The organism is Botrimarina colliarenosi (genome assembly GCF_007859955.1).
GTDB lineage: Bacteria > Planctomycetota > Planctomycetia > Pirellulales > Lacipirellulaceae > Botrimarina > Botrimarina colliarenosi.
Window position 1 is genome coordinate 291307 of sequence record NZ_SJPR01000004.1, and the last position, 12573, is coordinate 303879.

General features: G+C 64.1%; 7 protein-coding genes, 1 tRNA gene and 1 pseudogene. 6 read left to right on the forward strand and 3 right to left on the reverse strand.

Going from position 1 to position 12573, the window contains the following annotated elements:
• Nucleotides 1-186: 186 nt before the first annotated feature.
• Nucleotides 187-1251: a tRNA preQ1(34) S-adenosylmethionine ribosyltransferase-isomerase QueA gene (gene queA / locus Pla108_RS15260; RefSeq protein WP_231934525.1), complete on the reverse strand. Its 1065-nt coding sequence runs from the start codon at nucleotides 1249-1251 to the stop codon at nucleotides 187-189.
• 196 nt (nucleotides 1252-1447) lie between these two features.
• On the opposite strand from queA, the pseudogene rsmH reads away from it, so the two are divergent.
• Both rsmH and Pla108_RS15270 read left to right on the forward strand, forming a co-directional pair.
• Nucleotides 1448-2329 (forward strand): annotated as a pseudogene (gene rsmH, locus Pla108_RS15265) (16S rRNA (cytosine(1402)-N(4))-methyltransferase RsmH); the annotation flags it as partial.
• A gap of 52 nt (nucleotides 2330-2381) precedes the next feature.
• Nucleotides 2382-2756, forward strand: coding sequence for a hypothetical protein (locus Pla108_RS15270; protein ID WP_146445827.1), 375 nt, complete (start codon nucleotides 2382-2384; stop codon nucleotides 2754-2756).
• Between the two features lie 10 nt (nucleotides 2757-2766).
• On the opposite strand, the gene Pla108_RS15275 is transcribed toward Pla108_RS15270, so the two are convergent.
• Nucleotides 2767-3519, reverse strand: coding sequence for an AAA family ATPase (locus Pla108_RS15275; RefSeq protein WP_146445828.1), 753 nt, complete (start codon nucleotides 3517-3519; stop codon nucleotides 2767-2769).
• Between the two features lie 541 nt (nucleotides 3520-4060).
• Between Pla108_RS15275 and Pla108_RS15280 the strand changes: the two genes are divergently transcribed.
• The gene (locus tag Pla108_RS15280; protein ID WP_146445829.1) at nucleotides 4061-9112 is read left to right on the forward strand and encodes a beta-propeller domain-containing protein; all 5052 of its coding nucleotides are present in this window, start codon (nucleotides 4061-4063) and stop codon (nucleotides 9110-9112) included.
• A 120-nt stretch (nucleotides 9113-9232) separates the two neighbouring features.
• Here the strand turns inward: Pla108_RS15280 and Pla108_RS15285 are convergent.
• A tRNA-Ile gene (locus Pla108_RS15285) sits at nucleotides 9233-9306 on the reverse strand.
• Nucleotides 9307-9488: 182 nt separating this feature from the next.
• On the opposite strand from Pla108_RS15285, the gene Pla108_RS15290 reads away from it, so the two are divergent.
• The 3 genes from Pla108_RS15290 (at nucleotide 9489) to Pla108_RS15300 (ending at nucleotide 12452) form a co-directional block, all read left to right on the forward strand.
• Nucleotides 9489-9731 (forward strand): DUF485 domain-containing protein, encoded by a 243-nt coding sequence (locus Pla108_RS15290; RefSeq protein WP_146445830.1) that lies wholly within the window; start codon nucleotides 9489-9491, stop codon nucleotides 9729-9731.
• Nucleotides 9728-11689, forward strand: a complete 1962-nt coding sequence (locus Pla108_RS15295; protein WP_146445831.1) for a sodium/solute symporter — start codon at nucleotides 9728-9730, stop codon at nucleotides 11687-11689. The genes Pla108_RS15290 and Pla108_RS15295 overlap by 4 nt, the downstream gene beginning before the upstream one ends.
• 226 nt (nucleotides 11690-11915) lie before the next feature.
• The gene (locus Pla108_RS15300) at nucleotides 11916-12452 is read left to right on the forward strand and encodes an SMI1/KNR4 family protein (RefSeq protein WP_146445832.1); all 537 of its coding nucleotides are present in this window, start codon (nucleotides 11916-11918) and stop codon (nucleotides 12450-12452) included.
• Nucleotides 12453-12573: the final 121 nt, after the last annotated feature.

A 12573-nucleotide genomic window follows, 5' to 3' on the forward strand; every position in this document is an offset into this window, starting at 1 on the left:
TTGCGGCTTTCCCAGAAGGACAACTTAAGGCTCTATTGGGACCGGCCGATACGGATACCGTCGCAAGGAGACCCAACGCAGATTCCGCTGTCGGTCCATTAAAGACTATCTAGCGTTTACAGCGTGACCCTTTCGCGTGCCGGGACAGTCTGCCCTCTGTCCCTCGCGCGAGGGTCACGCTTTTTTTTACACGATCAACATCGTGTCGCCGTAGCTGTAGAAGCGGTAGCGTTCGGCGATTGCCTCCCGATACGCGGCCCGGATCAGTTCGACCCCTCCGAACGCCTGCACCAGCAGCAACAGCGTGGTGCGGGGGAAATGGAAGTTGGTCATCAAGGCGTCGACCGCCCTGAATTGATGGGGAGGTCTCAGGAAGAGCGTGGTGTCGCCGCTCCAAGGGGCGACCGCTTGACCTGCCGGCGCGGTCGCCGCAGCGGTCTCCAGCGTCCGGACCGACGTGGTCCCCACCGCGATGATCCTGCCGTCAGTGGCCCGGGTCTGGTTGATCGCGTCGGCAGCGGAGGGGAGCAACTCTCCCCATTCGGCGTGCATCTGGTGCCCGTCCGAGGTGTCGGCCTTGATTGGCCTGAACGTCCCCAAGCCGACGTGGAGCGTCACCGCCGTGAACTCGACGCCCCGCGCCTCGATCTGCCGGAGCAGGCTCTGGGTGAAATGCAGCCCCGCGGTGGGGGCCGCTACCGCGCCCGGCTTACGGGCGAAAACGGTCTGGTAGCGGGCGATGTCGTCATCGACCATCTTTCCGTCGCGGATGTAGTGGGGCAGCGGCACGCGGCCGACCCGCGTCAGCACCTCGTCGACGCTGGCGCCGCTCTCGGGCCGGGCGACCCACTGCCCCTCGCTGAGCTTTTCAACCAGCCACAGGCGCTCGGCCTCACGATTCTCGCGGTCCAGTAAGACCACCTTCTCAAACGGCTCGAGCGTGCCGCGTGTTTTGCAGACGATCCGCCAGTCGCCGCTCGGCTCGGCCGACAGGAACAATCCGCGCCAGGCGCCCCCGGTCTTGAGGCGTTTGCCGGTCAGCGTCGCGGGGAGGACCTTCGTGTCGTTGAGGACCATCCGGTCCCCACCGCCGACAAAGTCGGGGAGGTCGCGGACATGCCAGTGGGTGATCGACTGCTTCTGGCGATCGACCAGCATCAGGCGTGCGTCGGCTCGGTTGGCGAGCGGCTCCTGCGCGATCAACTCGCGCGGCAGCTCGTAGTCGAACAGGAGGGGGTCACTCTCTGACACGGATACTGGCGGGAGGGAGACTTCGGGAAGGTGCAAGGCGAACCATCGTAGACGCCGCCGCACCTCAAGACGACGGTGAATCTGTCGGTAGGCCCCTTCGGGCGTCATCAGGACCACCGGCCTGTCGCCCGGCCGGCGACGCCCGGCCGGCGGGCGGCTACGATCGGGGGCAATCTGACCGTCTCCCCAGCCCCGACGTATGAGCCACACGATCCACATTCCCGTCATGCCGGCGGAGGTGATTGAGCAACTTGCTCCTCAGCCAGGGATGCAGATGTTCGACGGCACGCTCGGCGGAGGGGGGCACACCCGGATGCTCGCCGAGCGGGTCGCACCGGATGGCCGCGTCGTCGCGGTCGATCGCGACCCGGGGGCGGTCGAACGGGCCGAGACCGCTCTCCGCGGCCTGCCAATCGCCGTCGCTTGCGCCAGCTACGCCGAGGCGCCCGAGGTTCTCGCCGAGGCGGGCGTCGGGCCGCTCGACGGCATTCTGCTCGACCTGGGCCTCTCGAGCGACCAGCTCGAGGACCGCGAGCGGGGCTTTAGCTTCCACGCCGACGGGCCGCTCGACCTGCGGTTCGACCCCACCGAAGGGAAGCCCGCTGCGCAGCTCATCGCCCGGCTCTCGGCCGAACACCTGGCGGACGTCATCTACCGCTACGGCGAGGAGCGCTGCAGCCGTCGCATCGCGCGCGCCATCGTCGAACGCCGCAGCATCGCGCCGATCCAGACCGCCGGTGACCTCGCTGCCGTAATCCGTCGCGCCGTCCCCCGCAATTACGACGCCCGGATCGACCCCGCGACACGGACGTTTCAGGCCTTGCGGATCGCCGTCAACAACGAGCTCGACCAACTCGAGCTTGCGCTGCGTCGGTTGCCGGCGTTGCTGGCGCCGGGGGGGCGGATCGTCATCATCAGCTTTCACTCGCTGGAGGACCGGCTCGTTAAGGAGGCGTTCCGCGGCGACGAAAGCCTCCAGGTGCTGACCAACAAGCCGCTCCGACCGACCGACGACGAGGTGGCGGTAAACCCGCGTTCGCGGAGCGCCAAGCTGCGGGTCGCCCAACGGATCGTTTAGCGGCTTCAATGGCGTTGACGCCGAGGAAGGGGGCTGCGAAAAGCGACGCCCCATGCAGACCGCCCCCGCCAAACCCGCCCCCCGTCCCTGGTACGCCACCGATTCGGGCCGCGCCGGCGCCGCCCTGTCGATCGTCACGATTGCTGTGCTGGCGGTCGGCATCGCGGTCATCAACGGCTCGCGGTCGGCCGAGCCGGTCGAACAAGCCAGCAACGAAGACTTCGATAGCTACACGACGCGCGCCCCGGCCGGCGAGAAGCCGAGTAACCAACCCGAAGTGATTGTGGTCACCGGCACGGCGCCGCCCCCCACGGCGTTGCCCGCCCCCGAAGAGGCGCCCCCACTGTCGGAGGTCGAGTTGCCCCTCGTCGAAGGCTCCTCGGCGACGGCGCAGCGTGACCAGCCCTTCGAACCGGATCGGCGCTGAAGCGTAACGACTACACCGAATCGTCGCCGAGCAATTGGCGTAGCATGCGTTCGGGTGATTCGAGAAGCGCCCTCGTAACGCGGTAGTGCTCGGTCTGCTCGTAGTCGATCGGTTCGATACCGCGGCCGTTGAACTCGTAGATCCGCGCCGTCGGATAGCTCATCAGGAGGGGCGAGTGGGTCGCGATCACCAGCTGCGACCCCTTCTTCACTAGATCGTCGAGCAGCACCAGAAACGACAGTTGCCGCTGGGGCGAAAGCGCCGCCTCGGGCTCGTCGAGCAGGTAGAGCCCCTGCCCGAATCGATTTTCGGCCAGCGACAGAAACGCCTCGCCGTGGGACTGCTCATGCAGCGACCGATCACTGTATCCATCCAGCGAGCCGACACGTTCGATCTCCGTGGCCACGTTATAAAGGCTCTCGGCCCGCAAGAACCACGCGTCGGGAACCAGGGCCGTGTAGCGACGCAGCCGGAGCGCCTGGTGCAAGTCGGAATGGCTGTCGCGCGTACCAAATCGCAGATTACGGCTGCCTCCCTCCGCACAGAGTCCGTTGGCGATCGCGATCGCTTCGAGCAGTGTTGATTTGCCCGACCCGTTTTCTCCAACGAAGAACGTGACCTGAGGGTGCAGATCGAGCGAGGAGAACTCACGCAGCGCCGGCAGCTGAAACGGATAATGCGCGGGATTGACGATTCGGTCCCGCTCGAGCGAGACAGACTCGATGTAGGGCCCCGGCGTCACGCCGTGTCGAAAATGGGTCATCCCTCTCCCGATTCTGTCTGACAGCTCAACAGCAGGTTTTACCCGAGGGTCGAGGCCGTGAGGACCAAGAAGTTGGGCTTAGGTCGGGCAGCGGCCTTGGGTTTCGGGGACCAACGTTAAACTGGTAGACCTCCGTCATTCGCATCGGGAGGTATTCAGCGAGCAACGACACGTAGGGCTGGCCGCGGGTCGTGGTTGTTTCAACCCCCTAGCCGCGGGGCCTAGCCGTGGGGCGGCGAGGGGCATTGAGCGGCCCCGAGGATACCGACAGGGCCTTCCAGTCGCCTTCCAAACCGAGGCAAAATAGCCAAAATCGTTGCCGACGACTAATTCCGACAATTTACGTTGCGCCACCGCAGCGGCTCGGCCTATAGCACAAGTCGCATGGGCTGTTTTCAATGATGCCTGCCGGGCCGGAACAATCCTGCCGGGCTGGTCGGTGCATCAGTTTCCAGGATGTCCCTGCCCCCCGTCTGGCTCTCGTTGGTGTTCCAACGATCAGCTGGGGTCGCCGCCTTTTCCGCTTCAACCGTTTCGCGTTATGAAAAAGAACTGGCGTCGCGCCGCTGTGGAACAACGGAAGAAGCGGCGGGGTCTCGGGCTCGAAAAACTTGAGAGCCGCTTGGCCTTCGATGTGCAGGGCGCCACGCTCGGCGACGACGTCTTCTCAACGAGTGAGAACGGCCCGCAAGTCGAGCTCGATGTGCTGGCGAACGACCTCTTCGACGCCGACTACGTCGGCGGCCGTCTAATCACGTCGGTCAGCTTTGGCAGCGAAGGGGGACGCCTCGAGATCGCCCCCGACGGCAGTCGGTTGCGGTACACCCCGCCCGCTGACTTTGACGGAGTCGAAACCTTCGACTACGCCGTCGATGGCGCGCACACCGCCACCGTTCGGGTGAACATCACTTCGCCGCTCGGGGACGACACCTACAACGTGCTCCCGACGGGCCAGAGCGTGTTGCTGCCGGTGCTCGAGAACGACCCGTTCTGGACGGGCTACGGCGGCGCACGGCGGATCACCTCGGTGAGCGTCGGGAGCCTTGGCGGCCTGATTGAAGTCGCCGACGACGGTAAGTCGATCCGCTACACGGCGCCGCTGGACGCTGTCAAATCGGAGACCTTCATCTATGTCATCGACGACCTCTACTCGGCGACGGTGACGATCGAAATCCCCGACCCGCTAGAGCCTGACCGGTACGAGCTGATCCAGCACGATCCGGCGACGCGGCTCGACGTGCTGGCGAATGACCCCTTCTGGACCGGGTACACGGGCGAACGACGGATCACGAACGTCGTCGCCGGCCGCTCGGAGGGCGCCGTCGTGATCGCGCCCGACGGCAAGTCGCTGATCTACACCCCCGATACGGCGAAAACTTCTTCCGGGTGGTACGACACCGTGACGTACGTGGTCGACGGGCTCTATGAAGAACGAGCGACCGTCATCGTCTACCGCCCCGTCGTGGATGACACGTTCGACGTTGACGAGAACAGCACCGGCTTTGTGTACAACGTCACAGAGAACGACCGCTTTCGGAACGCTGGCGGCAGCTATCGGGACGTGGTCGATTTCGTCACCGCCGTAACGCAGCCCGACAGCGGCGGAACGGTGGCCATCTCGGACGACGGGCGTGGCGTCGTGTACTCGCCGGCGCCGGGCTTCTCGGGCGTCGACACCTTCACCTACCTCGCCGACGGGAAGCACGAGGCGACCGTCCGAGTCAACGTCACCCAACCCGTGCGTGACGACCAGTTTGGCGCCCTCTACCAGGACACGCCCGATCAGGCGCTCGCGGTCCTGGCGAACGACTTTCTCGGCAACGGATACGCGGGCGCCAAGATCATCACCTCTTTCGGCGCCACCGAGAACGGCGGAACTTTGCGGATTGGGTCGGACGGCAAAACGCTCTTCTACACGCCAGCCGCCGGCTACACCGGCCCCGACCGTTTCGAGTACACCGTCGATGGCGCGCTCACGGCGACGGCCGAGTTGACCGTCCATGCCCTGGCCGTCAACGATTCGGAGACGATCCGCTACTACACGCTTGGGCAGAGCTTCGTCGTCGACCTGCTGGCGAACGACAAGTTCCAATTCGGCTACCAGGGAGCCGGACAGGTAACGGCGGTTGAGCTGGTCACCGGCTCGGCCGACTTCACGTACACCGCCTCGGGACGCCTCTCGATCACGCCGCACAGCCCTTGGGTGTCGATCCGCTACACGGTCGATGGCAAGTACGAAGCGATGTTGAGTTTCTCTGTCCCGCGACAGACGACGGGGGACGCCTTCGTCTTCGACCAGAACTCCGGCGAGCACGCCCTCTCGGTTCTTACCAACGACTTCAAAAACTACCGCCAATCCTATAGCGGACCTCGCAAAGTCACCGCCGTCTCGGCGTCGACCAACGGCGGAGGGGTGTCGATCGACTCCGACGGGCGAACCGTTCTTTACACGCCCCCTGCCGACTTCTACGGCCGCGACACGTTCACCTACACGGTCGACGACGTCTGGACCGAGACCGTCGTGGTCAATGTGATCCGCCGCGTTCGCGACGATAAGTTCCGCGTCGATGCCGCGGACGGCGCCCAGACGTTGCCGGTGCTCGTCAACGACCTCTTCGGCGCGAATTATTCCGGCGTTGGACAGATTACGGGGGTCACGGCCGCGGCTTCGGGGGCGTCACTCTCGATCGGTCCTGATGGGCAATCGATCGTCTACACCCCGGCGCCAGGATTCACGGGGGTCGATTCGTTCGGCTACACCGTTGATGGCGTTTTGAAGGCGACCGTCCAGGTGGTGGTCGACACCGGCGCGCCGGGTTCCGCCGAAACGTTTGCTGGCGTCGATGACTATTTTGACTTTTTGCTGGCTGGCGCTTTAGAGCGGTACGGCAACGCTTTTGGTGCGGCAGCTTGGAATACCGTTTACTTGAACTCGACAGGAGTCCTGTTCGCTTACGACAGCGACAGTTTGACCGCTACTCGCTCGCACTCCGAGACGAACGTGCAGGTCGCCGGCGTCGATGAAGGGGACGTCGTCGAGTTCGATTCGGACTACAGCTATGTGCTGACCGACTCGGGCGTCGCGATCCTCGACGCTTGGCCCGCCGACGAATTGTCGGTCGTTTCCAACATCGACGTCACGGGCCGCCCCGTCGCGGAGTTTCTTTATGGCGATCGGCTAACCGTCATTTCAGAAATCGGCAACCAGAATCCCTACTTGCTCAACTACCCGCGTGGGGTCGTTGTCTCCGACTTTGCCGACTCGTTCTCCGATAGTTTCGGCTGGCCGGGCTACCCGGCGACCCCGTCCCAGACCGTCATCACCGTGATCGACGTGTCCGATCGGCACGCGCCGCAGGTCGTCCAGTCCACGACCCTCGACGGTCGCTACGTCGATTCACGATCGATTGACGGGCAGGTGTACGCCATTGTCAGCAACACGCCGACGTCGCCGTTCGATCTGCGGGTTATCGATGAAGACGACGACCCCCAAACAACCAATCGCTACGAGACCCAGGAAGAGTTTGTCGCGCGGGTCTCGGCCAACCGCGGCGCCTCCGTGGAAGCGGCGTTGCCTAGCTACACCACGTCGGGAGCCGATGGCGAAACAGTCCGGACCGGCCTGCTCAACACACCGGACACCGTCCATAGGCCGCTTGTCGATGGGGCCAATACGTTGATCTCGATCGTGTCGATCGACGCCACCTCGGACACGCCCGGTCTGACCGACACGACGGCCGTCTACAGCACCGGCGCCGGGACGATCTACGCGACTCGCGATAGCCTCTATGTCCTCGATTCGGAATCGTCTGCCGAGGATGGCCAATCGACGCGGATCGCTAAGTTCAACTGGGACCCGGCGAGCGGCGGCGTCGACTTCGCTACGAGCGCCACCGTTCCAGGAACCATTGTCAACCAGTTCGCGGTCGACGAAACCGACGGCCTGCTGCGGATCGCCACGACCGTCACCAACACGGGTTCAGGAAACTGGTCGGGCCGCGACGAGAATCTGTTGTTCGTGCTCCGTGAGGACGACGGCGTTATGGAGGCGGTCGGTTCGGTAAAGAATTGGGCGTTGGACGAAGACATCCGCTCGGTGCGATTCCTCGGCGACCGGGCGTTCGTCACCACGTTCCGCACGGTGGACCCGCTGTTCGCACTGGACCTCTCCGACCCGTCACGCCCCGAGGCGGTCGGTCACGTGACGCTGCCCGGGTTCAGCAGCTACATGCACCTGGTGGACGAGAACCACCTGCTGACCGTCGGGATGAATACGCCGACCGGCCATGGCGGGCCGACACAGGTCTCGCTGTTCGATATCTCGGACTTGCTGCAACCACTTCGCATCGGTGAGTACACCTTCCCAAGGTTCACAACCAGCGAGGCGCAGGTCGACCACCACGCCTTCGGGTACTTCGACGAGCACGGCTTGCTGGCGATCCCCGTTGCCGGAACATCCATCGAACGTGTCGACCTCGACGGCGACGGGTACAACGAAACCCGCGAGGTGGTCCATTCGAATGAGCTCGCCATCTTTACCATCGACATCACGGCCGCCGTCCCCGCGGACCGCCTACAGTTCACCGCTGCGATCGAACACGACGCAACCGTCCAGCGGAGCGGCTACATCGGCGACAAGCTCTACTCGATTGGCCGCGACGCCGTGAAGGTGGTCGACGTGGCGAACCCGGGCGTCGTCATCGCATCGGCCGAGCTACCTGCCGCGCATATCCCCGACTTCGATCTAACGAACTTTACCAGCGCCGACCTCGTTCTGGTGGCGGCGCCGACGCTCCCCACTCCCATCGATGTATCGACGGGAGACCGTCGTCGCCAAACCCTCTCGGCAGCGCGAGAGCATTTGGCGGCCCGTCTCGGTGTCGCTGAAGGAGAACCGCTGTTGGTGACCGTTGAGCGCACCCCCACGGCGCCGGGCGGTGGCGACACCGCCGTCTTTCAGGTCGCCGGCGTCGCTTATCTCTATCGGATTGGCGCGAACGGCCGCTTCGAGCCGGCCACGCCGGCCTACGCCATCGACCCCAACTCAGAGGTTTGGAACGCGGTCCGGGCGCCTTCGATCGGTCCCTCAACCGCGACGCGGGGCGACTTCAATGGCGACGGACTCGTCAACGATGACGACGCCGAAGTCTGGCGGAACGCCTACGGAGACTGGTCGTTGACGCAACCGCTCGACGCCGACGCGAATCAAGATGGCGTCGTTGACACAGCGGACTACTCGATATGGAGAGATCACGTGCCGGCTAGCGAGCCAACCGTTGTCGATCCCGACCAGGGTCGCGAAGTGGCGCCGCGGGAGCGGGCGTTTGCGGACTTACGAGCGCCCTTCCAACCCGCCACCCGACACCCACTCGCAGCGCAAACCCGAGTGAGTCGTCCGCGGCTGAGCACCGGGACGGTTCCGACCAGGCCCGCCTTGTTGCTACTCTCGGCCGCTGACCAGGGGGGGCGTTCAACACCACAGCGCGACGGGGAGGATTACTCGCTAGGGCGTCAACCCTCGAACGACGAGACCGAAGAAAGCTCCGGCGCCATCGGCACAGACCCACGACGGATCCTCGAGCCGACTTTCTAGTCCGGCCACACCTCGCTAGTCCGGCCACGCCTCGAGAGTCAAACGCACCAGGGCCGGCCCCCTCCAAACGGAAAACCCCGCGAAACACCTTGTTTCGCGGGGTTTATCGCTGATTGAAGATAGCCCGGGAGGGACTTGAACCCCCGACCAAGGAATTATGAGTTCCCTGCTCTAACCAACTGAGCTACCGGGCCGAGTCGTGTCGCAGCCAATATGGCTTAACCGGCGGGCGGGCTCAACGGAGTGGCGGAATCGTCGCGGGGGGCGCCGCCCCGGTTCTCTTGACCGCGACGGGCCGTTACCCTGTCGCCGGCGGCGGCGGGGCGTTTGCTCTGTGACGCCTGGACTCTTCTTGCTCCCCTTGAGGCTCTCGCCGATGGCTGGCCGGAACGCCCGATTGGGCTTGGTGCTGTTTACCGTCTACGCGGTTTTTTACGCGGCCTTTGTGCTGGTCAACGCCTTCGCGGCCGACTGGATGGACGCCAAACCGTTGGCGGGACTCAACGCGGCCGTGCTGAGCGGATTCGGGTTAATCGTCTTGGCGCTCGTGCTGGCGCTCTTCTATGGGGTGACCGCGAGCAGCGCCCCGAGCGACATGCAGAACGGGGAGGGGCGATGATTTACGAAGTCTCGCCGCTGGCGATCGCGGTGTTTGCCGCGTTTGTCGCCCTCACGCTCGGCATCAGTTTCTACATGGGCCGCAGCGCCACCTCGTCGGCGGGGTACTTTGCGGCGCACGGACAGATCCCCTGGTTCGTCAACGGCGTCGCGTTCGCCGGCGACTACCTGTCGGCCGCGTCGTTTCTCGGCATCTGCGGGATGATCGCGTTCTACGGGTACGACGGCTTTCTCTACTCGATCGGCTATCTGGCCGGCTGGATCGTGGCGCTCTTCGTCGTCGCCGAGCCGATGCGGCGGCTGGGCCGCTATACGTTCGCCGACGCTCTGAACTACAAGTTCCAGTCGCGTGGCATCCGGATCATCGCCGGCGTGAGCACGCTGGCGGTGAGCGTCTTCTACCTGATCCCGCAGATGGTCGGCGCCGGCGTGCTCGTGCAACCGCTGCTCGGCCTGCCGCACTGGGCGGGCGTGGTGCTGGTCGGCGTGGTGGTGATCCTGATCGTCGTCACGGCCGGCATGGTGTCGACGACGTGGGTGCAGTTCCTCAAGGGCGCGCTGCTGGTGATCTTCAGCGCCGTGCTGTCGATGATCGTTCTCAACCGGGGTCTGGAGGCGAACCCGACCACCGAAACGGCCACGTTGCGGACGCTCGGCCCGCTCCCGGCCAACGACAACGACGAAGGCCCCTCGCTCTCCTCGACCCGTTCCGCCCTGCCTGACTTGGAGGGGGAAGAGGTTCTTCAGCCCACCGGGGGCTGGGACGGGACGCCGTTCCTCCGGACCCGCGTCACCGCTACCGGGCGGATCAACGTCTGGCTGCCGCGTCAGGCGAGCGACGGGCTGCATTACCTCGACGAATGCCAGGTTGTGACGCAGGCCGCCGACGGCAAGACCCTCGTCGCGGGCTTGCCGCGGGGGACGGGCGAGGGTGAGGCAACGCTTCTGCCGGTTGGCAGTATCGATCGGTTGCCCGAGGGAGAGACCAAGACCGGCCCGCTCGGCCCGCTCGAGTTCTTCCGCACGGTGGGCGGCAGCGAGGTGCGTCTCTGGCGGAACCAACGCGTCGACGAAGCGGACGGCGGCGTTAGCACGGTCTATTACCCCCAGCCAACGTCGGGCGACAAAATCCTCCGTCCGGGTGAGCACCCGGCCTTCGCCGGCATCCGCGGCGGCAGTTGGTTCGACCGGCTGAACTTCCTGTCGCTGATGCTGGCCCTCTTCGGCGGAACGGCGTCGCTGCCACACATCCTCATCCGCTACTACACGGTGAAGGACGAGGCGGCCGCGCGGAAGAGCACGATCGTCGGCATCGCCTGCATCGGATTCTTCTATGTGCTGACGCTCTATCTGGGCCTCGGGGCCATGACGAGCGGCGCGATGGACGTCACCGACAGCAACATGGCGGCGCCGCTGCTGGCGCGGAGCGTCAGCGAGACCCTCTTCGCGGTGATCTCGGCGATCGCCTTCACCACGGTGCTCGGCACCGTGAGCGGCCTGATCCTGGCGTCGGCCGGCGCGGTGACGCACGACCTGATCGACAGCTTCCGCAGCGAGCCGCTCGCCGACGACAAGAAAGTCGCGGTCGCCAAGATCGCCTCGGTCGTGGTGGGTGTGATCGCCGTCGCCCTCGGCATCCTCTTCAAGGGGATGAACGTCAGCTACCTGGTTGGCTGGGCCTTTAGCGTGGCGGCGTCGGCCAACCTGCCGGCGCTGGTGATGCTGCTCTTCTGGCCCCGTGTCACCAAGCAAGGGATCATCGCCAGCGTGGCGGTAGGCATGGTCAGCTCGCTGACGTGGATCCTGCTGTCGGCCGACACCTTCTCGAAGGTCTATGGCCTGCCGGCAAGCGACGCCCCGATGCCGTTTAGCCAGCCGGGGTTGGTGACGATTCCGCTGTCGTTCCTGACTCTCGTCGTGGTGTCTTTGATGACGCCACGGCATATTGAGTCGGCTTGAGCTGAGATGATAAACAGGGGCTGCCCGAGGCTAGCGCCTACGGCTCAAGAAAATGGCGACCCTACCTCGGCGCCACTCAGAACATGCGCTGTCGCTGTGACCAGAGGTGTCGCTACGAAGCTTCAATAAGATATGTCGGACGATGAAGCCGAGGCTGATTTGTTGTCTCGCCGAGGCTCCATAATCGCTTCTGTCCGCGCAAGTCATTCCCGCTCTTCGAGAGTCTATGAACGACGCATTTCTTACCGAATTGACGAAGCACTTCCCCCAGTTCGCTGAAAAACTGCTCGCACGTTCAGATGCAGACATTGGGAACGTTGCGGCGGGAGCGAGCAGTCTGGATTTGGCTGAGCTGGAATCCCGTCTCGGAATCCAGCTGCCGGAGAGCTACAAGACGCTGCTCCGATGTGGTCGGGAGTTTTGGTTGTTCGGCGGATCCATCCAGTTCAGTTTCCAGCACCCATTCTTTCACGATTTTCAAACGTACGAAGCGCTAACGCCTCAGCAGAAACAGGTTGTTAAACGTAAGAGCGGAGGTGCGTGGCCGCCCCCAAGTCAAGGGATGCTGTGTTTCGCCGAGTTCTTTATGGAGGCTGATGGTGACCAAGTTCTATTCGACGTCACCAAAGGAATGACGAACGGCGAATACCCAGTGATGTACTACGATCATGAAGATCACCCTCCATCGGTTCGCAAGCTCGCAGATGATTTTGTCACGTTTATAGATGGATTTCTTGACTACGAGCAGTGGGCCATCGAATAGAAGCTTGACCCTGGCAGTGACAGCCAGTTCAGCGAATTAACCCCACCACTCTCGACGCCTCGGCGTGAAACTTCGACGCGGATTCCGCCACTCCAAAGTTAATAGTTGCATTAGGTATCGC

Bases quoted from the DNA above. Each gene is read 5' to 3' on its own strand.
- Pla108_RS15270 (WP_146445827.1), top strand. From the start codon at position 2,382: ATGCAGACCGCCCCCGCCAAACCCGCCCCCCGTCCCTGGTACGCCACC.
- Pla108_RS15275 (WP_146445828.1), bottom strand. From the start codon at position 3,519: ATGACCCATTTTCGACACGGCGTGACGCCGGGGCCCTACATCGAGTCT.
- Pla108_RS15280 (WP_146445829.1), top strand. From the start codon at position 4,061: ATGAAAAAGAACTGGCGTCGCGCCGCTGTGGAACAACGGAAGAAGCGG.
- Pla108_RS15290 (WP_146445830.1), top strand. From the start codon at position 9,489: ATGGCTGGCCGGAACGCCCGATTGGGCTTGGTGCTGTTTACCGTCTAC.
- Pla108_RS15295 (WP_146445831.1), top strand. From the start codon at position 9,728: ATGATTTACGAAGTCTCGCCGCTGGCGATCGCGGTGTTTGCCGCGTTT.
- Pla108_RS15300 (WP_146445832.1), top strand. From the start codon at position 11,916: ATGAACGACGCATTTCTTACCGAATTGACGAAGCACTTCCCCCAGTTC.